General features: G+C 42.7%; 25 protein-coding genes. 14 read left to right on the top strand and 11 right to left on the bottom strand.

Going from position 1 to position 24,388, the window contains the following annotated elements; translation table 11 throughout:
* The first annotated feature begins 1 nt into the window (after position 1).
* The 4 genes from AAFH98_RS08040 to argH all read left to right on the top strand — a co-directional run bounded on the left by AAFH98_RS08040 (position 2) and on the right by argH (position 4,120).
* Complete coding sequence (locus tag AAFH98_RS08040; protein WP_342522185.1) at positions 2-937, top strand: N-acetylornithine carbamoyltransferase; 936 nt, start codon at positions 2-4, stop codon at positions 935-937.
* Positions 937-1,713, top strand: a complete 777-nt coding sequence (gene argB / locus AAFH98_RS08035) for an acetylglutamate kinase (RefSeq protein ID WP_342522184.1) — start codon at positions 937-939, stop codon at positions 1,711-1,713. Before AAFH98_RS08040 ends, argB begins: the two co-directional genes overlap by 1 nt.
* Positions 1,710-2,771, top strand: a complete 1,062-nt coding sequence (locus AAFH98_RS08030; protein WP_342522183.1) for a M20 family metallo-hydrolase — start codon at positions 1,710-1,712, stop codon at positions 2,769-2,771. The genes argB and AAFH98_RS08030 overlap by 4 nt, the downstream gene beginning before the upstream one ends.
* A 65-nt stretch (positions 2,772-2,836) precedes the next feature.
* On the top strand, positions 2,837-4,120 hold the full coding sequence (gene argH, locus AAFH98_RS08025) for an argininosuccinate lyase (protein WP_342522182.1): 1,284 nt from the start codon (positions 2,837-2,839) through the stop codon (positions 4,118-4,120).
* Positions 4,121-4,187: 67 nt separating this feature from the next.
* Here argH and AAFH98_RS08020 read toward each other — a convergent pair whose 3' ends face one another.
* The 3 genes from AAFH98_RS08020 to AAFH98_RS08010 all read right to left on the bottom strand — a co-directional run bounded on the left by AAFH98_RS08020 (position 4,188) and on the right by AAFH98_RS08010 (position 7,717).
* Positions 4,188-4,955, bottom strand: coding sequence for a succinate dehydrogenase/fumarate reductase iron-sulfur subunit (locus AAFH98_RS08020; protein ID WP_342522181.1), 768 nt, complete (start codon positions 4,953-4,955; stop codon positions 4,188-4,190).
* A gap of 107 nt (positions 4,956-5,062) precedes the next feature.
* Positions 5,063-6,982 (bottom strand): fumarate reductase/succinate dehydrogenase flavoprotein subunit, encoded by a 1,920-nt coding sequence (locus AAFH98_RS08015; RefSeq protein ID WP_342522180.1) that lies wholly within the window; start codon positions 6,980-6,982, stop codon positions 5,063-5,065.
* A 27-nt stretch (positions 6,983-7,009) separates the two neighbouring features.
* The gene (locus AAFH98_RS08010) at positions 7,010-7,717 is read right to left on the bottom strand and encodes a succinate dehydrogenase cytochrome b subunit (protein WP_342522179.1); all 708 of its coding nucleotides are present in this window, start codon (positions 7,715-7,717) and stop codon (positions 7,010-7,012) included.
* A gap of 225 nt (positions 7,718-7,942) precedes the next feature.
* Between AAFH98_RS08010 and AAFH98_RS08005 the strand changes: the two genes are divergently transcribed.
* The 8 genes from AAFH98_RS08005 to coaBC all read left to right on the top strand — a co-directional run bounded on the left by AAFH98_RS08005 (position 7,943) and on the right by coaBC (position 14,966).
* Entirely contained in the window at positions 7,943-8,566 is a 624-nt protein-coding gene (locus tag AAFH98_RS08005) for an IMPACT family protein (protein ID WP_342522178.1), read from the top strand.
* A 75-nt stretch (positions 8,567-8,641) separates the two neighbouring features.
* Positions 8,642-9,190, top strand: a complete 549-nt coding sequence (locus AAFH98_RS08000) for a cob(I)yrinic acid a,c-diamide adenosyltransferase (protein WP_342522177.1) — start codon at positions 8,642-8,644, stop codon at positions 9,188-9,190.
* A gap of 144 nt (positions 9,191-9,334) precedes the next feature.
* Positions 9,335-10,678 carry a phosphoglucosamine mutase gene (glmM, locus tag AAFH98_RS07995; protein WP_342522176.1) on the top strand — a complete coding sequence of 448 codons (1,344 nt, stop codon included), beginning with the start codon at positions 9,335-9,337 and terminating at the stop codon, positions 10,676-10,678.
* A 77-nt stretch (positions 10,679-10,755) separates the two neighbouring features.
* Positions 10,756-11,805, top strand: a complete 1,050-nt coding sequence (locus AAFH98_RS07990; RefSeq protein ID WP_342522175.1) for an NAD(P)-dependent alcohol dehydrogenase — start codon at positions 10,756-10,758, stop codon at positions 11,803-11,805.
* 189 nt (positions 11,806-11,994) lie between these two features.
* Entirely contained in the window at positions 11,995-12,876 is an 882-nt protein-coding gene (locus AAFH98_RS07985) for a YicC/YloC family endoribonuclease (protein WP_342522174.1), read from the top strand.
* Positions 12,869-13,447: a guanylate kinase gene (gmk, locus tag AAFH98_RS07980; RefSeq protein WP_342522173.1), complete on the top strand. Its 579-nt coding sequence runs from the start codon at positions 12,869-12,871 to the stop codon at positions 13,445-13,447. The genes AAFH98_RS07985 and gmk overlap by 8 nt, the downstream gene beginning before the upstream one ends.
* Before the next feature lie 16 nt (positions 13,448-13,463).
* Positions 13,464-13,757, top strand: a complete 294-nt coding sequence (locus AAFH98_RS07975; RefSeq protein ID WP_342522172.1) for a DNA-directed RNA polymerase subunit omega — start codon at positions 13,464-13,466, stop codon at positions 13,755-13,757.
* Positions 13,758-13,760: 3 nt separating this feature from the next.
* A complete protein-coding gene (coaBC, locus tag AAFH98_RS07970) occupies positions 13,761-14,966 on the top strand; it encodes a bifunctional phosphopantothenoylcysteine decarboxylase/phosphopantothenate--cysteine ligase CoaBC (RefSeq protein WP_342522171.1) in 1,206 nt (401 codons plus the stop codon).
* Between the two features lie 4 nt (positions 14,967-14,970).
* Here coaBC and AAFH98_RS07965 read toward each other — a convergent pair whose 3' ends face one another.
* Together AAFH98_RS07965 and AAFH98_RS07960 are read right to left on the bottom strand one after the other, a co-directional pair.
* A complete protein-coding gene (locus AAFH98_RS07965; protein WP_342522170.1) occupies positions 14,971-17,124 on the bottom strand; it encodes a PAS domain S-box protein in 2,154 nt (717 codons plus the stop codon).
* A gap of 81 nt (positions 17,125-17,205) precedes the next feature.
* Positions 17,206-18,348: a hypothetical protein gene (locus tag AAFH98_RS07960; protein ID WP_342522169.1), complete on the bottom strand. Its 1,143-nt coding sequence runs from the start codon at positions 18,346-18,348 to the stop codon at positions 17,206-17,208.
* Between the two features lie 130 nt (positions 18,349-18,478).
* Between AAFH98_RS07960 and AAFH98_RS07955 the strand changes: the two genes are divergently transcribed.
* Positions 18,479-19,435 (top strand): hypothetical protein, encoded by a 957-nt coding sequence (locus AAFH98_RS07955; RefSeq protein ID WP_342522168.1) that lies wholly within the window; start codon positions 18,479-18,481, stop codon positions 19,433-19,435.
* On the top strand, positions 19,432-20,292 hold the full coding sequence (locus AAFH98_RS07950; protein WP_342522167.1) for an esterase/lipase family protein: 861 nt from the start codon (positions 19,432-19,434) through the stop codon (positions 20,290-20,292). The genes AAFH98_RS07955 and AAFH98_RS07950 overlap by 4 nt, the downstream gene beginning before the upstream one ends.
* Here AAFH98_RS07950 and surE read toward each other — a convergent pair whose 3' ends face one another.
* Genes surE through AAFH98_RS07920 form a run of 6 tightly spaced genes read right to left on the bottom strand, consistent with a single transcriptional unit; the run spans position 20,293 to position 24,383 of the window.
* On the bottom strand, positions 20,293-21,060 hold the full coding sequence (surE, locus tag AAFH98_RS07945) for a 5'/3'-nucleotidase SurE (RefSeq protein WP_342522166.1): 768 nt from the start codon (positions 21,058-21,060) through the stop codon (positions 20,293-20,295). It abuts the gene before it with no gap.
* A gap of 12 nt (positions 21,061-21,072) precedes the next feature.
* Complete coding sequence (gene panB, locus AAFH98_RS07940; protein ID WP_342522165.1) at positions 21,073-21,900, bottom strand: 3-methyl-2-oxobutanoate hydroxymethyltransferase; 828 nt, start codon at positions 21,898-21,900, stop codon at positions 21,073-21,075.
* Positions 21,901-22,344 (bottom strand): 3-hydroxyacyl-ACP dehydratase FabZ, encoded by a 444-nt coding sequence (gene fabZ, locus AAFH98_RS07935; RefSeq protein ID WP_342522164.1) that lies wholly within the window; start codon positions 22,342-22,344, stop codon positions 21,901-21,903.
* A gap of 47 nt (positions 22,345-22,391) precedes the next feature.
* A complete protein-coding gene (ubiE, locus tag AAFH98_RS07930) occupies positions 22,392-23,081 on the bottom strand; it encodes a bifunctional demethylmenaquinone methyltransferase/2-methoxy-6-polyprenyl-1,4-benzoquinol methylase UbiE (protein ID WP_342522163.1) in 690 nt (229 codons plus the stop codon).
* 38 nt (positions 23,082-23,119) lie between these two features.
* Entirely contained in the window at positions 23,120-23,740 is a 621-nt protein-coding gene (locus AAFH98_RS07925) for a histidine phosphatase family protein (RefSeq protein ID WP_342522162.1), read from the bottom strand.
* A gap of 7 nt (positions 23,741-23,747) precedes the next feature.
* Positions 23,748-24,383, bottom strand: a complete 636-nt coding sequence (locus AAFH98_RS07920) for a hypothetical protein (RefSeq protein ID WP_342522161.1) — start codon at positions 24,381-24,383, stop codon at positions 23,748-23,750.
* Positions 24,384-24,388 lie beyond the last annotated feature (5 nt).

The raw sequence follows: 24,388 nt of genomic DNA, 5'->3' as shown, positions 1-24,388 counted from the left end.
AATGAACAATTTTACCTCAATAACCGACGTCAAAAATCCCAATAAACTCGTGCAGCAAGTTCCTTCAATAAAGAACAATGGTGTGGAGTCAAAAGTTGGAAAACACAAATCGCTGGCTCTCATCTTTTTCAATCCCAGCCTGCGCACGCGGATGAGTACCCAAAAAGCAGCACAAAATATCGGAATGGATGTAACCGTGATGAACATCAACGCGGACGCCTGGAACATCGAGTTTGAGGACGGCACAATCATGGACGGATCAACCCAGGAACATATCAAAGATGCGGTACAAGTTATCAGTAGTTATTGCGATGTGATGGGCGTACGAACGTTTGCCAATCTGCAAAACCAAAAAGAAGATTATGAAGAAAAAGTGCTGAACAAGTTTTTGGAATACTCTTCGGTCCCGGTAATCAGCCTGGAATCGGCAACGCTGCATCCGCTACAATCGCTGACGGATCTGGCTACCATTGCCGAATCGGGAATCCAAAAACCAAAAGTGGTATTGAGCTGGGCGCCGCATCCCAAAAAGTTGCCACAAGCAGTCGCAAACTCGTTTCTCGAATGGATTGTGCAAACCGATGCCAAAATTAAGCTAACGCATCCCAAAGGATATGAGCTCAGCGATCAGTTTACGGGTGGAGTTCCGATCACTCATAACCAAAAAGAAGCCTTTAAAGATGCCGATTTCATTTACGCCAAAAACTGGTCGAGTTATTCAAATTATGGACAAACACCCCAAATCGAAAAGAACTGGACCATCACTTCCGAAAAAATGAATCTCACAAATAATGGAAAATTTATGCACTGTCTGCCTATCCGGAGGAATGTAGTGGCAACCGATCAAGTCATTGACCAATCACTGGTCTACAAGCAGGCAAAAAACAGAGAATACGCAGCACAGGCTGTGCTTAAAAACATTTTGGAGGATTTATAATGAACACGCTTCACGTCATCAAAATTGGCGGAAATATCGCCAATGATGAGAAAAAACTGGAGAATTTTCTTGCCAATTTTGTCCAACTGGACGAACCCAAAATCCTGGTGCATGGGGGGGGAAGTTCCGCGTCCGACCTGTGTAAAAAATTGGACATCCCCATCCAGATGAACAACGGACGGCGCATAACCGATAAGCCGGCCCTCGATGTTGCGGTGATGGTTTATGCCGGACTAATCAACAAAAATATTGTGGCCAAGCTGCAGGGCCGTTCGTGTAATGCATTGGGACTTTCAGGCGCGGATCTCAATATTATTCCTGCCAAAAAGCGAACCGGCACCGAAATTAATTACGGATTTGTCGGTGATATCGAGGCGAAATCCATCAATAATTATTTTATCAGACGCTTGCTGGATGAGCAAATCGTGCCTGTTTTCCCAGCTATCACTCACGACACCCAGGGTCAATTGCTCAATACCAACGCGGATACCATTGCTTCAACACTGTCGATTGCTCTGACCAAACACTACAACGTTTCGTTAATCTATTGCTTCGAAGAACAAGGAGTACTTAAAAATATAAAAGATCCCGATTCGTGGATTCCACAGCTTAAAAAGCAAAACTATCTCGATTTAAAAAGTGAAGGTGTCATCCATGAAGGCATGATTCCCAAGCTGGATACCGCATTTGAAGCACTGAAGCAGGATGTACAACAAGTACATATCAAACACGCTGAAAATCTACTAAACAACACTGGAACCGAACTCTCGTTATGAATCAAAACCAACTTGTTGAAAATAGTACCGAACTTTTAAAAAAGCTTATTACTACGCCTTCCTTTTCAACAGAAGAGGATACCACAGCAGAAATTCTACAGCAGTTCTTTGAAGATCAGGGGATTCCGACAAAAGGCTACAAAAATAACCTGTGGGCAACCAATAAGTATTTTGATGAGGATAAGTCCACTATTTTACTCAATTCACATCATGATACTGTAAAGCCCAATTCGGGCTATACCAAAGATCCATTTACGCCAGTTGTTGAAGATGGAAAACTTTTTGGACTGGGGGCGAATGATGCGGGGGGACCGTTAATTTCGCTTATTTCTGCTTTTATTCACTTTTACCCAAAGAAAAACCTGAGTTATAATCTTGTCTTTGCCGCATCTGCCGAAGAGGAAATATCGGGTGACAACGGTATTGTTTCAATCCTCGATATGCTACCTCCAATCGATTGCGCTATTGTAGGAGAACCAACACAAATGCGAATGGCTGTTGCCGAAAAGGGATTGATGGTGCTTGAATGTACGGCCAAAGGCAAAAGCGGGCATGCCGCACGCGACGAAGGAGAAAATGCTATTTACAAGGCCTTGTCAGATATCGAATGGTTTAAAAATTATGAATTCGCTGAAGAGTCAGAGACATTGGGACCAGTAAAGATGACGGTGACGGAAGTCCACGCTGGCAGCCAACACAATGTAGTGCCTGACACCTGCGATTTTACGGTGGATATCCGAAGCACTGATGCCTATTCGAATAAGGAAATCTTGAACATTGTCGAAAGAAATATAGACTCTGTCATTCACCCAAGATCCATCCGACTGAATCCCTCATTCATGCCATTGGATCACCCGATTATAAAGGCAGGGCAAAGTATGGGATTGGAACAGTACGGATCACCAACGCTCTCCGATCAGGCGTTTTTATCAGTACCTTCGCTAAAAATTGGTCCTGGTAAATCGGCACGCTCACATACGGCAGATGAATTTATCCAACTGGATGAAATTGAAGAAGGAATTGAAATATATATCAGACTATTAAATAAAATACTTTAAAAATAGATCCTGAGATAAGTTCAGGATGACACAATCTTCTCTAACTATATACTACAAGTTAAACCATGAAACTTTGGGATAAAGGACAACAATCGACAAGCGAAATAATCGATCAGTTTACGATAGGGAATGATCGTATTCTGGATCTCGAAATTGCCGAATATGACTTGCGGGCATCCAAAGCACATGCACAAATGCTCAACGATGTGGCATTACTAACCGACCAAGAATGGAAAAAGATAGAGCACGAGTTGAATCGACTGTTAGATCAGATAGAAGATAATACCTTTACCATTGAGGAACAGTTTGAGGACGTGCACTCCAAAATTGAATATGAGCTCACCCAGGCGCTTGGTGATACCGGCAAGAAAATTCATGCCGGGCGGTCGCGCAATGACCAAGTGCTCGTATGCCTGCACTTGTACGTCAAAGAGCAAATCGAGGAAATAAAAAAGCTAATAAAAGTACTTTTTAATAGACTGATTGAACTCAGCGAAGAACACAAAGAGGTGGTCATTCCCGGTTATACACACATGCAGGTGGCCATGCCCTCATCGTTTGGATTGTGGTTTGGGAGCTACGCCGAATCGCTCATCGATGATCTGTACATGCTGAACTCAGCTTACGAAATTGCCGACCAAAATCCGTTGGGATCAGCCGCCGGTTACGGAAGCTCTTTGCCCTTAAATCGAGAAAAGACCACTAAATTATTGGGATTCAGTACACTGAAATATAATTCCGTTGCTGCACAAATGAGCCGCGGGCATCTTGAAAAAATGGCAAGTTTCGGCCTCAGCGCCGTCGGCGGCACGCTTTCCAAAATGGCAATGGATATTTGCCAATATATGAGCCAAAATTTCGGATTTATCTCTTTTCCCGATGAACTTACGACCGGTTCAAGCATTATGCCACATAAAAAAAATCCAGATGTCTTTGAGCTCGTCCGCGCTAAATGTAACAGCATTCAAAACCTGCCCAACGAACTGACGCTCATCACCAACAACCTACCGAGCGGCTACCACCGAGATTATCAATTACTTAAAGAAAAGCTATTTCCTGCGGTGCAGACGCTAAAATCATGCTTGAGCATCAGCGAATTTATGCTCCAGCATATTGAAGTAAATGAAAAAGCCATTGAAGACGAGCGATATCAATACATTTACAGCGTCGAAGAGGTCAACAAAAAAGTGCTCGAAGGAGTCCCCTTCCGCGAAGCGTATCAACAGGTTGCTAAATCTATTGCAGAAGGGCATTTTCAGCCCGATCGTAATATTGAACATACTCACGAGGGAAGCATTGGCAATCTTTGCAACGATAAAATAAGAGAAAAGTTCGCTAAGGTTTTCTAAATAAAAAAAGGGGCAGATCATAGATCATTCGACCTGCACCCAAAATATTTTGTATAGTACTGTGTAATTATGCTTCAGTACCCGCCAGTGCGGCTTTCATATAATTGCGACGCATTTCTGCAATAGCAGAGATGGAAATTCCCTTAGGACAAACAGCCTCACACTCTGCAAAGTTTGAGCAATCTCCAAAGCCTTCTTCTTCCATCTGTTTGACCATTGCGACAGTACGTTTCTTGCGTTCCGGCTCACCCTGTGGCAATCGATTCAAGTGTGCCAGCTTAGCACCCGTAAACAGCGAAGCTGAAGAGTTTGGACAGGCGGCTACACAAGCTCCACATCCAATACAAGTAGCATAATCAAAAGCTGTATCAGCCACTTCCTTATCAATGGGAATAGAATTGGCATCTGGTGCCGACCCCGTTTTGACAGAAACGTAACCACCAGCTTCCACGATGCGGTCAAAAGCAGACCGATCGACAACGAGATCTTTAATCACCGGAAATGCCTTAGCACGAAACGGTTCAATAACAATGGTATCACCGTCGCTAAAATTACGCATATGCAGCTGACAAGAGCAGGTCATCGCTTTAGGACCATGCGCCTGACCGTTAATCATCAGGTTACAAGAACCGCAAATTCCTTCACGACAGTCATAATCAAATTCAATAGGTTCTTCCTTCCCTTCTGCGACGATTTCTTCATTAAGCACGTCGAGCATTTCCAGAAATGACATATGCTCGTTGACTTTATCCAGGGTATAGTCAACCAGTTTTCCCGGCTGATCTGGTCCTGCTTGTCGCCATATTTTAAGGTGTACGGTAAATGTATCAGACATAATTCTTTTATCTTCTATTAAAATGGAACGCCGATGACACGGGTAAAGCGGATTACCACCGAATAGTTTCAGTGTAAATCTGCAAAATCAGCTTTATCAACGTTCTATTATTTATAACTGCGTTGCTTCAGTTCTACAAATTCAAATTCGAGATCTTCCTTGTGCAGGGTTTCATTCAGCTCACCATTTACATTTTCGAACTCCCAAGCCGCTACATAAGAATATTCTTCATCATTACGCAGTGCTTCACCCTCTTCGGATTGATGCTCTTCGCGCAAGTGACAGCCGCATGATTCATCACGATCCAGGGCATCTTTCGCCATTAGCTCTCCGAGCTCAAGGAAATCTGCAACACGTCCGGCAAATTCCAGATACTTGTTATAGTTGGAGGATTCGCCCGGAACACGCACATTATTCCAAAATTCTTCACGCAATTCGCGAATCTGTTCAATAGCTTCTTTAAGCCCTTCTTCACTACGGGAAATACCCACTTTATCCCACATAATTTGTCCGAGCTCTCGGTGGAATTCGACTACACTCTTATCGCCATCAACAGCAAAAAGCTTATCAATTTGATCCTGAGCATTTTGTGCTGCATCATCAAATGCATTGTGATCTTTAGTTACCTCTCCAAGATCCGCATCAGCGATATAATTACCCACAGTGTACGGGATAATGAAGTATCCGTCAGAGAGTCCCTGCATTAGCGCACTGGCGCCAAGACGATTTGCACCGTGATCAGAGAAGTTCGCTTCCCCGGCTACAAAAAGTCCCGGAATATTGCTTTGCAAATTATAATCAACCCAGAGACCACCCATCGTATAGTGCACCGCGGGAAATATCCGCATCGGTTCCTCATAGGGATTATCATCTGTAATATTTTCGTACATCTCAAAGAGGTTCCCATACTTCTCGGAAATTGCTTTCTTGCCTTCCCGCTCAATGGCATCACCGAAATCGAGATAGACCGCGCGTCCAGTTGGACCAACGCCCATCCCTTCATCACAAACGATCTTAGCATTTCGAGAAGCCACATCACGCGGCACAAGGTTCCCGAAAGCCGGATATTTTTCTTCAAGATAATAATACCGTTCATCCTCGGGAATGTCGTTGGGATGGCGATCATCCCCCTTCTCCTTCGGCACCCACACGCGTCCATCGTTACGGAGACTCTCACTCATCAGCGTAAGCTTAGACTGATAATCCCCAGAAACCGGGATGCATGTTGGATGAATTTGTACGTAGCATGGATTAGCAAACGCCGCTCCTCGCTTGTGGCAGCGCCATGCCGCAGTAACGTTTGAATTCTTTGCATTGGTTGAGAGATAAAAGACGTTTCCATATCCTCCGCTGGCAAGTACAACCGCATCAGCCATCCAACGCTGAATTTCTCCGGAGACCAGATCACGCGTTATAATACCGCGAGCCTTGCCATCGATAATCACCAGATCAAGCATTTCGTGACGCGTATGCATCTCGATCTTTCCTTCATTGACTTGACGCATCATCGCCTGATAAGCTCCTAAGAGCAGCTGCTGTCCCGTTTGCCCACGGGCATAAAATGTTCGGGAAACCTGAGCTCCCCCAAAAGATCGATTTGCAAGCAATCCACCGTATTCACGGGCAAAAGGCACCCCCTGCGCTACAGCTTGGTCAATTATTTCGTTCGAGTTTTGTGCCAATCGATAGGTGTTCGATTCACGCGACCGGTAGTCACCGCCTTTAATCGTATCATAAAACAATCGCCAAACGGTATCTCCGTCATTGGGATAGTTTTTGGCGGCATTAATTCCACCCTGTGCTGCAATACTGTGTGCACGTCGCGCCGAATCCTGAATACAAAAACTCTTTACATTATATCCCAATTCAGCCAAACTTGCTGCAGCTGATCCTCCGGCCAAACCGGTACCTACAACAATGACGTCGTGTTTACGCTTATTATTGGGGGCAACTAATTTAATATCATTCAAATGCTTGGACCATTTTTCTTCGAGTGGTCCTGAGGGAACTTTTGCGTCTAAATTCATAAGTCTAAAAGTGGATTTACAAAATGATTATTGGCACTGAATGAGAGCGGCTTCACAACCTCCGCCAAAATAGATATAAAGTGGAATAAACAGGAATCCGACAGCCATCAGGATAGCAAAAATAATTCCTACAGTATAGATGAGTGCCGAATATTGATTATGCTTCATCGTCAACGATGTAAAAGCACTCCAAAATCCATGTCCCAGATGAAAGCCCAACAAGATCATCACAGCCGTATATCCAAAGGCATACAGTGGCTGCTGAAAGGTAGCAATAACCAAATCTTTCAAATCACGGGCTTCTTCTCCGCTGGGCAACGTAGTCATATCGGTAGCGCCAAGTTTAAAGGTGTCGATATGTAACACCAAAAAGACCAACAAGACAACACCGGTAAATATCATGGATCGTGCGGCCCACGTCTGATGGCTTGGACCACCCTTACTTTGGTATTTTTCATAGCCATCGGGGCGGGCTTTCCGGCGATTCCACCAAATGGATATTCCAACATAGGCATGCAAGAGAAATGCAATCGCCAAACCCGCCTCCAGGATGTATAACAGCCACCCTAAACTTTCGAGGGCATAAGTATATTCATTAAAGGCTGAGACATCTCCAAATAAGGTAAGATTCCCCAGCAAGTGGAAAATGATGAAAATAATTAACCCAACTCCTGTTACTCCTGTCAGAATCTTACGTCCGACCTGAGATTTAAGCGCTTCTAAAAATGATGGCATTGTAATTAATAATCTTTAATCTATTGTTTATCCGCAGCAAAAACGCCAACGTACGGACTCTCGTTCCGAGGGTTGAAGATGTATTTTAATGCGAAAAAAGGCAAGGTATGATAGAAGGCTTTCCTCCTGAAAATCTTATTCAGAAATATTCTAAATTGGCTGTTGGGATTTATTGATGGTTAGTCGTTATTTTGGGACAAATATCGACTAACTAATTTATATCTTTTGTATACCGTCCAGCAGTTAACAAAAACGTCTTTTCGGGAAAAGGGATCAAAGTTTATTGGATACCTTTTCCCTGCCTTGTCAAAGGATAACTTCGAAGCAAAGCTCAATGACATTCAATCTAAGTACCCCGATGCAACTCATCACTGTTACGCCTGGCGAATCAATCCCAATAAGATAGAGGAATTTTCGCAAGATGATGGCGAACCGAGTGGAACAGCGGGGCAACCTATCCTTAACAAGCTAAAATCCTTCGAAGTTGTAAATTGCGGATGTGTTGTGGTGCGCTATTATGGCGGCACTAATTTAGGAACATCGGGTTTGATTCAAGCATACGGGCAATCGGCAGAACGATGCCTCAAAGAAGCCGATCGCAGTACCATCATTCCAACAAAAACCGTTCAAATAACCTATCCCTATAATCAGCAAAAGAAGGTTGATCAACTTAAAAATCAGTTTGACCTCAAAGAACTTGATGCCGAGTATTTAGAAAACGTGACCATGAAAATGGCTTGCCGATCGGATCAAGCAGATCGTTTTTTAGTCGCACTGGAAAAACTGGAACACGCTGGCGTTACAACGGAATATTTAGGGGATGGATATGTGACAATGAATAGCGATTAAGTAAGATATTAAATCTGAAAAAAAGCTGTGCACTCCGTACTTTAAGCCACCCAATTTTGATTATATTAACACGCCATGAAAATTTATACAAAGAAAGGTGATTCAGGAGAAACCTCGCTTTTTGGTGGAACACGCGTTCCCAAATCTAATGAACGCATTGAGGCTTACGGTACGGTTGACGAGCTAAATTCTTTTGTGGGGTTAGCAGCCAGTTACGATCTGTCGGATGCGGGCACCAATTACCTCCGCAAGGTACAAGAACTGCTTTTCATTTTGGGCGCTGATTTAGCAACGCCCCCCTCTTCGAAAACGCGCATCGATCGAATTGCTGCTGAAGATGTCTCCTTTTTGGAGGATGCCATAGATCACCTCGAAGAAAATCTTGCCCCGCTAAAAAACTTTATTCTGCCCGGTGGATCACAAGCTGGTGCCACCCTGCATGCTGCCCGAACCATTTGTCGACGCGCCGAACGGGCTGCGGTGGCCTGTGCTGAAGCTGACGATATCTCTCAAGAATGCATTAAGTTTTTAAACCGTCTCTCTGATTTCCTTTTTGTTATTGCACGATATGAAAACAAACAGGCTGGAATCCGCGAAGAAACGTGGAAACCAGATAGGCAATAGCAGTGGATAGTTTACAGTAATAATTTCAATTTTGAATTAACATACCATGTCATCCTGAACTTGTTACAGGATCTATTGATTTATACTATGCATTTGCATTTAGATGCTGAAATAAATTTAGCATGACACATAAATATTTTAACTATGTCATTAATGATTTCGGTCTCGGGCATCCGGGGCATCTTTGGTACTGATCTAACACCGGAAAACCTAACACAATTTACGGCTGCTTTTGGAAAATGGTCTGGTAGCGGAAAAATTGTCGTCGGCCGAGACACACGTGTAACGGGACAAATTTGTGAAGATATCGTCTGTGCCACTCTGCAGTCGGTAGGATGTGATGTCGTAAAAGCAGGCGTAGCTCCAACTCCCACCGTAGCTATGGGCGTGTTAAAACATAAAGCCGACGGAGCCATTATCATTTCGGCCAGCCATAACCCCGAGGAGTGGAACGCTCTGAAATTGCTTAACAGCAAAAGCGAATTTCTGGATGCCCAGCAAGGCAACGAAGTTATCGAGATCAGTAAAAACCAATCGTACTCCTATAAGAAATTTGATGAAATTGGTTCAGTAACGGAAGATGATCAACTGCTCGATTACCACATCCAGAAAATACTGGATCTGCCTTATATCGATCGTGATCTCATTGCCTCGAAAGATTTTTCAGTAGCTATTGACCCAGTGAATGGAACCGGCGCAGTAAGCCTGCCCAAACTCCTCAGAGCATTAGGCGTTAATACTATTGAAGCCATTAATGATGTGCCAACCGGACTTTTTGCTCATGTTGCCGAACCCCTGCCCGAACACTTGGAAGATATCTGCGAACTTGTTAAAGAAAAGAGATGCGACCTTGGCATCGTCACTGATCCCGATGCAGATCGACTGGCACTGGTAACCGATAAAGGCAATCTATTTGGAGAAGAATACACCCAGGCTGCAACTTTCGATTTTTTGTTGGATAAAAAAGCCGGTGCCTGTGCTACGAACTTATCTTCTTCCCGAGTAGCCGAGGATGTAGCCAAGAAATATGGGCAGGAGTGTCATCGATCGAAAGTGGGCGAAATAAATGTCGTTAAAAAAATGCAGCAGGTCGATGCTGTAATCGGCGGTGAAGGCAATGGCGGAGTCATCAATCCTGATTTGCATTACGGTCGGGATGCCCTTGTTGGGACGGCCATGGTTCTTCAACTGCTGGCCGAGCGCGATATTAGCTCTGATGATTACCGCAACACGCTGCCAGATTATTATATGCGAAAAGACAAAATGCAATTAGCTGATGTGGATGGCGATGCTTTGCTGGAAAAAGCAAAATCATTGTATCAGGAATATAATCCCGATACTACCGATGGCGTAAAAATCGACTTTGAAGATGGCTGGGTGCATCTTAGAAAATCTAACACCGAACCTATCATTCGAATCTATTCTGAGGGCACATCGCCGGACAAAGCCAAAGAACTGGCTCAAGCGGTAGTAAATAAGATTCAATAACTTTTTTTGAATGGATTTCTATTTCCTCTTGTTAGTCCCCCTTCACTGAACAGAATTAATACCCTATTTATTGATCTATGACAACTATTAATGCCTATGCTGCACACGATCCCGAAGCAGATCTGGAACCTCATGATATTAATCGCCGTGATATCAAAGATGACGATATCAAAATTGAAATAACGTACTGTGGTGTTTGCCACAGCGATATCCATCAGGTTCGTAATGATTGGAATAACTCCCAATATCCCGTTGTACCCGGCCACGAAATTATTGGTCGAGTTACGGAAGTTGGTGCAAATGTAGACGACTTTTCTGAAGGACAACTTGTGGGAGTGGGTTGTATGGTCGATTCCTGCCAGGAATGTAAACATTGCAAGAACGACCTGGAACAGTTTTGCCAAGAGGGTGCGGTTATGACCTATAATGGTCCCGATGAACACCTCGGCGGACATACCTTCGGTGGCTATTCGGAACAAATTGTAGTTGACAAAGAATTTGTGCTGGATGTGCCCGAAAACATTGATACGAAGGCTGCGGCTCCCTTACTTTGTGCCGGTATCACCACATGGTCTCCGCTTCGTCACTGGGATATTAGTGACGGCGACAAAGTAGGTATTATTGGACTTGGCGGACTTGGTCATATGGGCGTAAAGTTTGCTGATGCCCTGGGCGCAGAAGTGGTCATGATCACTCGATCCCCAGAAAAAGCCGATGATGCCAAACGTCTTGGAGCCGATGAAGTCCTCATCTCTACCGATCAGGAACAAATGGCTAAGCACAAAGGCTCTTTTGACTTTCTACTAAATACCATCCCTGTAAAGCACGATTTAGATCCCTACATTCAGCTACTTAGTGTTGATGCTACCATGGTATTAGTCGGTGCTATTGAGCCACTTGAAGAGATGCACGGTGGTAGATTAATAGGTGGCAGAAAACGTGTAGCCGGCTCTGTTATAGGGGGAATCAAAGAAACCCAAGAGATGCTGGATTTCTGCGGTGAGCACAATGTAACCTGCGATGTTGAAATGATTGATATCCAAAACATTAACGAGGCCTACAAACGTGTCGTCAATTCGGATGTTAAATATCGGTTTGTGATCGACATGCAATCGTTAAAAAATTAAAATTCACGATCAAGACATTTGATTAGAGCCATCGAAAGTGCCTAAACAGGTTACTCTCGATGGCTTTTATTTTGACTGCATATATTAACAGAACAAATTTCTCGTGACCAGAACACGATTTTTTCGTGCAACAGAGTTTGTTATCTTCTCCTTTTCCCGAAATAAGAACATTACTTAAATTGACAGAATATGATCACTTCCATGACCGGCTTTGGTCGCGGTGATGCCTCTGGCAATGGTATTTCCGTAACCGTAGAACTTAAATCCGTAAACAGTCGCTATCTCGATATTTCTTTGCGACTTCCACAGTCTATTCAGGATCGGGAATTGGATATTAAGGAAATGCTGCAACAGCACGTGGAGCGTGGAAAAGTTAATGTGTCGGTACGGGTGGATAAATCTGAGACCGGCGAACCGGAAATTACCTTTAATAAAAAGTTGGTTGCTGGATATAAGCAGCTACTTAACGATCTGCGAGAAACAGCCGATATCAAAGAACCCATCACGCTGCGGACGTTACTGGAGTTCAATGATATTTTTGAATCTCGAGAAGATGATCCGGAAACAAAAAAGCAGATCTGGCAACTCACGCAGGAGGCTGTTAAAGAAGCGGCTGAGGAATTAAAAGCCATGCGTATGCAGGAAGGTAGTCAGCTTGAAGAGGATCTAAATCAACGCATCGATCATATTGAAGAGATGCTAAATATTGTTATGGATAAAGTGGACGGGCGCTCTCAAGAAATTAAAGAAGATCTTATTGCACGGGTAAATGATCTTATTGATAATGATAAGATTGACCCAGATCGCCTGGAAATGGAAGTGGCTGTCTTAGTAGATAAGATGGATATCACTGAAGAAATTGTGCGTACCCAATCGCATATTAAGTTTTTCCGCGAGGCTGTTAACAACGACAATTCTGTTGGTCGTCGGCTTAACTTTTTAAGCCAAGAAATCAATCGCGAAATCAATACTATTGGTTCAAAAGCCAACGATTCAGAAATATCTCAGTACATCGTAAAAGCCAAGGAAAGTTTAGAACAAATAAGGGAACAGGTACAGAACGTTGAGTAATAAAAAAACACCCGGTAAAGTCATTGTTATCGTAGCCCCCAGTGGAGCAGGTAAAACAACCATTGCCCAACGGCTGTTGGAAGACTATCCCAAAATCCAATTTTCGACCTCGGCCACAACACGAAAACCGCGGAAAAAGGAACAAAATGGTAAAGACTACTACTTTTTATCAGATGAAGAATTTGATCAAAAGGTAGAAAATGAAGAGTTCTTAGAATGGGAACATTATAGCGGTAATCGCTACGGCACCCTCCGATCTGAAGTTGATAAACTGGTGGAATCTGGGTATTTTCCCCTGCTTGATATTGAAGTAAAAGGAGCCCTGAACGTTCAACGGCTCTATGATTCGGATGCCATTTCCATTTTTATTGAACCACCCTCAATGAATGAGCTTAAAGAAAGGCTCTCAAAACGGGGTAGCGAAACAAATGAATCGCTTCAGCAGCGGCTGAAACGAGCAGAAATGGAAATGAAATATGCCGATCGCTTCGATTTTTCTGTTGTTAATGATGATCTCGAAGAAGCATATACAGAAGTCAAGAATATCATAGAACCCTTTATCACTGATTAAAAAGCTGTATTATAATATGGGTATTAAAACATTAGATATTGAAAAGCTGAATAAAGACACAGGAAATCAGTACGAACTGATTTCAATTATGTCAAAACGGGCCCGTCAAATTGCGGCGCAGGAGAAGCTTCAGCTTGATGAAAAACTGAAGTACTTTGAAGGTTTTGAGGATGACGACGAGTTCTCTTTTAACGAAGAACAAGAAAATATCTCAAAAGAATTTGAGAAGCTCGCACATCCCACGCAACGTGCTGTTGGTGAAATGGAAAAAGGAAAAATCTATTTCCGTTACCCACAAGACGAAGAATAATTTATGTTATCCGGAAAGCGGATAATACTGGGAGTTACCGGAGGAATTGCAGCCTACAAGGCTGCTTTTCTTTTACGTGCCTATCAAAAGGCAGGTGCCGAAGTACGTGTTACGATGACCCCGGCCGCCACTAAATTCGTAGGCACTGATACCTTTTCTTCTCTTTCTAAACATCCAGTTGCCGTGGACGTTTTTCCGAAAAATAACACCACGGTCGACACATGGACAAAGCACATCTCTTGGGGAGAATGGGCGGATCTATTTGTCATTGCTCCCTGCACCGCAAATACGTTGGGAAAAATTGCATACGGTCTTTCTGATAATATGCTAACCGCTACGGTGCTGGCTGCTCGCTGTCCCCTGCTTCTTTGTCCCACAATGGATGGAGAAATGTATGAATCGCCTGCAGTTTATAAAAATCTGCAAACCGTTCAGAATTTTGGATATCACATCTTAGAACCCGAAGAAGGTTATTTGGCCAGTGGCCTTGAAGGCAAGGGACGACTGCCCGAAGCAGAAACAATTCTGGAAAAAAGCGCAGAAATCATCCGGAAACACCAAAAAAATGGTCCCTTAGCTGGCAAAAAAGTCGTTGTTACAGCCGGACCTACTCGGGAACATATCGATCCCGTTCGATTTATTTCCAATCCCAGCTCTGGAAAAATGGGTTTTGCCATGGCCGAAGCAGCTCAAAACTTAGGAGCCGATGTAACCCTTATTCACGGTCCTGTTTCTCTGGATAAACCAGCGGATATCAAAGCAATAGAAATTGAATCAACGGCTGATCTTTTTGAACAGGTAAAAAATCATGCCAATGCGGATGTAGTTATTATGGCCGCTGCGGTATCCGATTTTACCCCAAAAAATAAATACTCCAACAAAGTAAAGAAAGACAAAGCTGAATCATCCATCGAGCTTGAACAAACGACGGATATCCTATCGTGGCTCGGTGATCATAAGAAAGATGGACAGGTTCTTATCGGTTTTGCCATGGAAACTGAAAACCTTATCGAAAATGCCACAACCAAGTTAAATAAGAAAAAGGCAGACTGGATTGTGGCCAACACCCTTACCGATGAGGAGGCTGGATTCCAATCCGACAAAAATAAAGTGCACTTACTGGGCAGAAATGGCTCTGCAAAGTTTGAAGGATTAAAACGAGAAGTAGCTCAAAAAATACTAAATTATATTTTTCCTGATAACACGTAGGGTGTTACGCCTTGCCTTCAACAAGGTACAGGTTTCCACTTCCCTTGTCTTTCGTCTTCTCAAAACGGATACAAAATTCAGTGCCCTTCCCATTGCTTGAACTATATTCCAGATTACCTTCCAACTGATCAGTTAATGTCTGAATTAAGTTCATTCCAATAGAGGATAGGTTTTCGACCGAAAATTCTTGGGGTAGCCCTTTCCCATCATCTACGACATAAATAGATATTGTTTGGTCTTTCTCTTCCAGTGTGATCTGTATTGTTCCTGTTTCTCCATTCGTAAATGCATGTTTATATGCATTGGTAACGAGCTCATTAATCAAAATTGCACTTGGAATAGCCTGATTGATATCTAATAAAACATTGCCCGTATCTACTTGCACATCAATATGTTGGTGCTCAAACGGAAGGGTTTCCCGGATTGTTTTTACAAGCTTTGAAATATACTCTTCAAACGAGATATCGATAAAATCATCAGATTGGTATAACAATTCATGAACAATACCGATAGATTGAATGCGAAGTTGCCCATCGTTAAGGGCACTTTTAATTTCTGGATTTTCAGCTTCAAATGCCTGTAGCTGAAGCATTCCAGAAATTATAGCCAGATTATTTTTTACCCGGTGGTGTATTTCTTCAAGTAATACCTGTTTCTCCTTGACTGACTGCTGCAGTTGTTGCTGGTATTTTTTCTGCTCGGTAACATCCACATAAATTCCAAAGCCTGCAATAGGTTCATCATCCAAATACACTGGTATGGCTCCCAGTAGCAGGTTCAGCTTTTCTCCATCTTTAGTATAGCGAATGATGTCAGTATAAAATTTATCCTCCCGAAAACCACGATCAGGCATACGGGGAATTACCTGACCATCATCTTCACCCACTATGATTTCATCAATATCATTGCCCTTAAGCTCCTTCTCAGTATATCCAAACAGGTCTTCAAAGCTTTTATTTACCCTTTTCACCCTGTTATTGGGATCAATCATCACCATCGCTCCCGGGGCTTTCAAAAAGAGTTTTCTAAATAAGGCCTCACTTTTTTGTATTTTTTCCTGGGCTTTTTTCTGATCCGTAATATCCCGAACAATAGCCTGAACATAAGCTTCCTCTCCCATGTCCAGTCGATTTAAACTAACTTCCACATCAACCGGCTTCCCCTCTGAAGTTTGGTGTTGCCACTCAAATACCTCAGCAGTTCCATTTAATGCTTTGTTAATTTTTTCTTGTGCCTTTTTCTTTGACTTAACTCCATCCGGCTGATATTCGGGAGAAAAATCTACTGGTGTCTTTCCTAAAATATCAGATTTTGATGACAGCTTGTATATATTGAGAACTTGGTTGTTACACTCTATAAACTGGTCGCCTTTCATGATAAAAATACCATCATTGGCATTTTCAAACAGCCGCTGATAACGGATCTCAGTATGCTTTCTTTCGGTTACATCTTCAATAAAGGTCAACACCGAAACCAATTTTCCATTATCGTCTCGCAATGCCGACGAATGTACATTAATATCTACCAAATGACCCTCTCGATGATACATTTTTGTTTCGAAATGTGACCGGTTGCGTTTCCCCGAAACAAGGTAATTCATATCCTGTCGAACGCTCTCTAATCCCTCTTCATAGAAATCAAAATATTCAGGATTTTGTCCAAGGGCCTCTCTTTTTGAATAACCGGTAATTTCTTCCGCACGTTTTGACCATTCAATAATCTCATAGTTTTCATCCCATTTAATCATCGCCAACGGACTATGATTAACATGATGACTTAGCTCATCATAAGCTTTCTGGGCTTTCCGTTCCGCCTTAACACGCTCTGTTACATCATGGATAAAAGCTATTTGTGCATTTTCGTAATCGTCCCTATAAGGATGACAAGAAACCGTCACATAAAATATTGAACCATTTTTAGAACAGTGTTTAACTACATCGGTTTTATTCGCCTCATCTTCCTCCTGTTTATCCAACAACTTCTTGAGCTGGTTATCCGCAATATGCGGACGTAAATCATATAACGTTAGCTCCTTTGTTTCCTCTGATTTATAACCATATTTATCTAAAAAAGCCTTATTTGCCTCTATTATCTGTAGAGATTCCCGATCATAAATAAGTACGGGATTGGGGGTTAGTTCAAACAGTGCACGATCCATAGATGATATTAACTTCCCGATTTTTAAATGAGATTAAGGGTAACCGAAGAAAATCTATTATTCAAGTTTTGTGAATTTTTCTCAAAAAACCCATTTATAAGTCCGGTGCGTTTTATGATGATGACATCCCAACGCTTCTAAGCTGCGCTGCATCAACCAATTGCTCTCACTTACCCATGCGCCTTCCAAATATTCCAGCGAAGGTGCAGCTTCTTTGGTATACTGAATACCACGCGTAAAAGTGAGCGCTTCGAGTCCCATTTTGCGATATTTGGGTCGAGTACCAAAAACCAGCGTTCGCAGGTGCTTGGCACGCCGCTTAAACCAAAACAATTTGGGATAATGCCACCAACGCAACCGTCCACCCGTTTCTTTAGATACTTCATTAAGATCAGGCACACATACTATAAATGAGGCAGGTTCCCCATCAACAAAAGCAAGGAGTACACTCTCTGGAATAAGTACCGGCTTTAATTTGTTAATCATATCTTCAACAGTATCCCGCGTGAGCTCGGTAAACTCCTCTTCTCGTTCGGTGATATCCTGATCACTCCAGGCATCGTTATAAATTTTGCGAATATACTCCGCATCACGATAAATATTTTTCTTGTCAATAGGACGCAAACTTACGTCTTTTCGCTGTTCAATACGGTCTGTAATGCGCTGCATTCGCTCAGGGATAGGCTGCGAAAAATCTCGTTTGTAGCTCCAGTGATCATCCAGTTTTTGAGCACCCGTTTGCTCTAACAAAGTTTTATAATAAGGTGGATGATAAAACATTCCGTAAATTGGCGGCTCATCATAATTTTCAACCAACAACCCCCAGTACGTATCATTTTCCCCAAAATTAATTGGTCCACGCATGGCATTATATCCACGCTTTTGATGCCACTGTTGAGCAAAATCAATCATTGCCTCAGCTACACTATGATCTTCAACCATCTCGATAAATCCAATTCCTCCCATCGTTGGATCAAGCACCTCATCACGCTTGGGCGTATTCATTACAGCAAACCGAGCTAAAACCTTATCCCCATCCTTAATAAGATATCGCTCGCATTCTCCCTTGTTAAAAAAAGCATTTTCCTCTTCATCAAAGATACGCTCTATTTCTGATCGAAATGGCGGGGTCCACTGGGGGTAATCTTCGTAAATTTGAAAAGGTAACTGATGAAATGCATCGATCTGCTGTGATGATTCCACTAACTCAACGTCATAACCCATTCTGTATACTGATCAAAGTTTAAATATCCGAGTAACAAATCGTCTAATCCGGCAAATTATTCATAGATTTCCAACAGAATAACACCTATAATTAGACGGCTCAAATGCCAACTTAATATCGACAACTGGCTTGAAGGAACAAAAGAAAAAACGGATCATAGCAGCTCTCTTATTTATTTCGTGTATCATCAGTGGAACGATCCTATTCTCAACCGCTAACCAACCCATAGATGCATTAGAGTCTTTTGCCCAGGCCGATTCGTTAATTGAGAACCAGTTTGAACGCTTCAATATTAGCGAGCAACAAGTTACCGTTGCTACTACCCGTGTTGATTCCAATTTCTATCGGAAAACCTACTACGTAGCCCTTCCCTATCAGTTTTCAAAAACACAATTTCATGCTGCGCTCAACAATCGATTTCACCGCTATTCAGTAGAAACTCCGGCCCGTGTCACTTTTCCACAGCAAGATGTTAATATCCAACTGGCATATCGAGGCACCGTTATCCGTACGATATCGCTGCAGACTGATCCTGAGTTAGCCATGGAAACGGATAATATCAGCATACTAATGGTGTTTGATGAACTGCCCGATGGTGATATCCTTTCCAATCTTCGATCATTGGCCGAACCTATTCCACTGGTTATAAAAGTGGAAAAACCGCTTCAGGTTCAAGATATAAAGGAAGAATTAAACGGTCGCTATACCCCTGTTATATTTTGGCTCCACAACCAGAATGGGGATAATGTAATGGAACAAAATTCCGAGACTGCTATAACACAACTCAAAAGACTTGAACGCATTTCCCCGAACTCCAATGTATTAGTCACGGGAGATGCTGAAAATAACATGCCGAACCTTCGTACGTTTACCAAACTGTCATTTGTCAAAGTTACTGAAAGTCACATGCTTACTGAACAAATGGGGAAAGATTCTTTTATATCAGAACTTCGTCGATTAACCTCTAATGCTACATTTGCTACTACCTTGATTACCGGATCTTCTTCGACGGTAAATTGGCTTAAAGAAGAACTCCCGGATCTTAAAACATCAGGTATCAATATAATAGCTCCAATGAACTTATGATTGAACGCATTGACACTGACAAGTGGCTAAAACGTTTCGAACTCAATGAATTTCCCGAACCGGAAATCATACACCTAAAATACCCCGTATTGCTTTGCCATGGTTATGGAGCTATTACTTCGCTGGTAAAACCTTCTCCCCTTTATGATATAGCCCTGCTCCTGCGTTCTCATAATGTATTGGCTTTTGCTCCTAACATTGTGCCTTACGCAAAAATTGAAACACGGGCTCAAAGCTGGGTAAGGCGTATTGAAGAACTGGTCGATAACTTGCCCTACCAAAAGGTAAATATTATAGCTCACAGCATGGGTGGACTCGATATGCGGTATGCCCTGTCAAAATTAGATATAGCACAGCATGTTGCTTCACTAACAACGATAAGTACGCCCCATCACGGTACAAGCCTGGCGGAGCTTACCCTAAAAACACCCGATGCTATCCGTGAAAAGTTAGGGGATTTTCTTGATTGGATGGGCGACAGAATTTATCCTCATACCAAAAGTGATTCCGTGGGGTCAGCGGCACAATTAACACGTAAATATATCAACGAAGAGTTTAATCCCGCCACTCCCAATATTGATGATATCCCTTACTATTCTTATAGCTCAGCTGTAGGCAAAGGAACCAACCAACCTATTCGTGTTATTGCTCGTTATCAAAACAAGCACATCTATGATCTTGAAGGCCCCAATGATGGAATGGTATCTGTAAAAAGCGCCAAGTGGGGAGAGCATATTGAAACCTCAAACCTGTCGCACCTGGAGCAAATGAACTTGCGCCTCAAAGATGATCGTGAAATACTCTTTCAAACGTTTTGGCTGAATGTCATCAAAATGCTGGAGGCCAAAGGACATTAATTACAACTCAACGCCTTCCTTTTTCTTTAGAAGATTATAGGCCGTCATATCGTATTGGATAGGCGTCAAAGAAGCATACCCTTTTTCCAACACATTGACATCAAGATCATCACCTTCATCCAACAGCTGTAACTTTCCCGTCATCCAGTAATATGACCTGTTATTCGGATCAACACGTCCCTCGAATTCCTCGACATAGCGGCTGTTGGCTTGGCGCGCCCACTTAATACCTCTGAGCGGACCAGCAGGCACATTCAAATTCATGGTTACCCCTTTGGGTAACCCTTCACTTAAGACATACCCAATCACTTTGCGCGCCGCTTCTTTGGCACCGGATAAATCCGCATCTTCATCATAATCAGTACAGCTTACCGCAATTGAAGGGTAGCCTAAAATCGTACCTTCTGTGGCAGCACTTACCGTTCCAGAATACAAAATATTAATACCGGCGTTGCTTCCGTGATTGATACCACTAACTACCAAATCCGGCTTACGCTCCATCAGCTGATCATGGGCAAGCTTTACCGAATCCGCAGGGGTCCCCGTTACCGCCTGACCGTTAAACCGACCGTCAATTTGAAATGAACGAGACCGCAGGGGAGTGTTAACCGTCACGGCATGTCCTACCGCACTTTGCTGGCGATCGGGGGCAATAATTTCAACATCCCCAAACTCATCAGCTACTTGAGCCAGCGCTCGAATACCTGGTGAAAAGATGCCATCATCATTACAAACTAAAATTAGAGGGTTGTTATCTGATGTACTCATAAATTTTATTCCTTAATCGTATTGCTCATTTTCATTCGGAAATTCGCCTGATTTAGTATCAGCAATATATTGCTGCACGGCATTTGTCATCGAAGTATGCATATCATCATAACGACGGAGAAATCGAGGTTTAAACTCTTTATTCAATCCCAACATATCATGCGTAACTAATACCTGGCCATCACATTGTGCCCCGGCTCCAATACCAATGGTTGGGATAGAAATCGCATCTGTTACTTTGGCAGCAAGTTCAGCCGGAATCTTTTCTAATACGATGGAAAAACACCCGGCTTCTTCCAATCGTTTGGCATCTTCAACAAGTTGATTAGCCTCATTTTCCTCTTTAGCACGAACCTTATAAGTACCAAATTTGTAAATGCTCTGCGGGGTAAGCCCTAAGTGTCCCATTACGGGGATACCTGCATCAACAATTTTGGCAATCGTTTTAGCTACTGATTTCCCCCCTTCCAGCTTTACGCCATGAACACCAGCTTCCTTCATCATGCGCCCGGCATTTTCGAGCGCTTCTTCTGCTGTCACCTGGTAACTCATAAAGGGTAAATCCGCAATAACAAGAGCCGTCTCTACGCCCCGAACAACACACGAAGCGTGGTAGATCATGTGATCCATCGTCATGGGTACAGTCGTATCATATCCCGCCATTACATTACTGGCCGAATCGCCTACCAGGATCACATCTATACCAGCCTGATCAACAATACGAGCCATCGTATAATCATAGGCCGTAAGCATGCTAATCTTCTCAGATTGCTGCTTCATCTCTACCACCGTTTGGGTGGTAACTTTTTTGGGACGGTTTGAGGATTGTTGGGTACTCATTTATTCTTCACTTGGAACTATAGCTGCCGTGGCATCAAGCTCACATACCACCTTTTCACCCACTCGGGCTTCGGCGGTCATGTTATAAAAATTTCGCTTCTCCTGTACCAACGTCACTTCCATTTTTAGCTGGTCGCCGGGAACTACCGACTTTCGAAATTTTGCCCTGTTGATCCCCGTAAATACTGGAATAAAATCTTCGGGATTATCGATATGAGAATGCATCAGCATTAAACATCCACTTTGGGCTAATGCTTCTACCTGTAGTACTCCTGGCATAATCGGGCGATGGGGAAAGTGACCATTAAAAAACTCTTCGTTTGCTGTCACATTTTTTATCGCAAGAATGCGTCCCTCTTCTACTTCCAATACCCGGTCAACTAATAAAAATGGGTAACGATGCGGAATTAACTTTTTGATTTCATCAATTGTTAATTGGTCCATAGTCATTTAATAGTGTTTTTTTATAAATGCGTAATAATATAGTGGATTTATTCAACGGTACCCACATAAATATAGGCGATACCACCTGTAAGCCTTTCATAACATTGAGATGAAAAAGATTTAGCCTGTTCCATCAAATCTATAAATTTATCAGCAGCCGGAAATTGGGCACTGGTTCTCGGCAAATAGGTATATGCTTCCTTATTGCCACTTATCCACCCTCCCAATGTAGGCATAATATATTGGCTGTAAAGCTCATACGGATACTTCATAATCCCTTTGGGCTGGCCAAATTCCAACACAACAACTTTACCTCCGGGCCTTACCACACGTGCCATCTCAGATAACGCCTTTACGGGATCATCTACATTACGAATCCCAAAAGCAATGCTGGAAATATCAAATTGATTGTCATCGTATGGGAGGTCCATAGCATCAGCCACCTCAAAGTCCACCACAAGGTTATGTTCCTGTGCTTTTTCGGGGGCGTGCTCGATCATCTCGGCACAAAAGTCAGTTCCCAACACATACCCATCATCACCTACAGCCTCTTTAAACTCTAAGGCCAAGTCCCCCGTCCCCGTAGCACAATCGAGTACTCGGTCGCCCAGCTTCGCTTCACTTAGTTCTACAGCCTTGGATCGCCATAAATGATGGACTCCAAAGGATAATATGTTATTCACCCGATCATAATCATCGGCAATATCGGCAAACATATTTCGTACTTTTTCGCTCATAAATCCTGTTTACCTCATTATTATCTCTATTTCTATTATCAATTTTTTTGTTCGTTGAATAAATGATCGGTTTTATTGAGATATACGGCCTCAAATTCCGTGTTATTCCATTGCAAATGATACAAAGCCCCATTACTATGCGGTATTCGATGCATCTGATGAAGACCGTACTGTAACCACTGGGACAGTAAAATCCGCAATAAGCGTCCATGTAAAACAAATAACACGTTATGGATATTTTGCCCCAAAATCATTTGGGCCCGTTTATTAGCCCGATCAAAAACTACAGCGGGACTTTCTCCTCCTCGACAACTATGCTCAACATCACCGCTTTTCCACCGCTGGTGAAGTTCTTTCAAATCATCTTCTATATTAGAGATTGGCTTTCCCTCCAAATGCCCAAAATCCATTTCATCCAAATCAGCATATGACACCAGATCTAACTTCTTATTCCGCGCTATCTCACTCGCAGTTTCTATGGATCGTTTCAGGCTACTGCTGACAACTTTTTGAATCGGCGTATCCTGCAAAAAACCGGTTATATCACGAGCCTGTCGTAATCCCGTTTCATTTAAGGATGCATCAATACCGCGTCCCTGGATTTGGTTTCGTCGATTGTATTCTGTTTCGCCGTGCCGGGCTAAATAAATATTGATCAAACTCACGTCAGCTTTTTCCTTCTTTTCTACTCGTTGCCAACTCTACAAACTTATCTTCCATCTCTTGTACCTGCGAAGGCTGTAGATTATAATGCATACCATATTTTACCAGCAGCATCTTAAAGACACGATCATTGAGTGTCAGTTTTTTATCAACCCCTTCGTCAATTTTATCCCAAAGTCGCTTTAGCAATCCAAGCTTCATCAAAAAGAAAAATACAAGCCCAATACCGGCGGCTAAATATTGCCCGGTCATTCCCAAAGCACTAATGATTACCAATGAGGTAATTAATAAGTATCCATCAGTATTTAGAAATTTGAGCACCTTTCCGAGGTAAATAGTGACGAAAGCACTTTTAGTGCGATACCACATAAAATGAAAGGCTATTGCTATCGTAACTGCAAATATGGGATTAATAAATAAGAGTAGTACCAGCAAAAGTGTAAGCGATAAACTATCAGCACTTCGTACCCAGGCAATCGCTTCTTCAACCAAATTATCAAGGGGGCGTTTATCCAGCAAGCCCGGGACAAATTTTTTAATTTGATCAGTTGTTACATGAAACCAATCACCGGTACGTGTAACAATGCCTAACTGGGTTTCGAGAAATAAATTTTGATGTCTTGATCCTTGGTTTTTCATAAGCC

The organism is Fodinibius sp. Rm-B-1B1-1 (genome assembly GCF_038594945.1).
In the GTDB taxonomy this organism is placed as follows: Bacteria; Bacteroidota; Rhodothermia; order Balneolales; family Balneolaceae; genus Fodinibius; species Fodinibius alkaliphilus.
The sequence above is the reverse complement of the archived record's forward strand: the minus strand, read 5'-3'. Positions and strand labels throughout refer to the sequence as shown.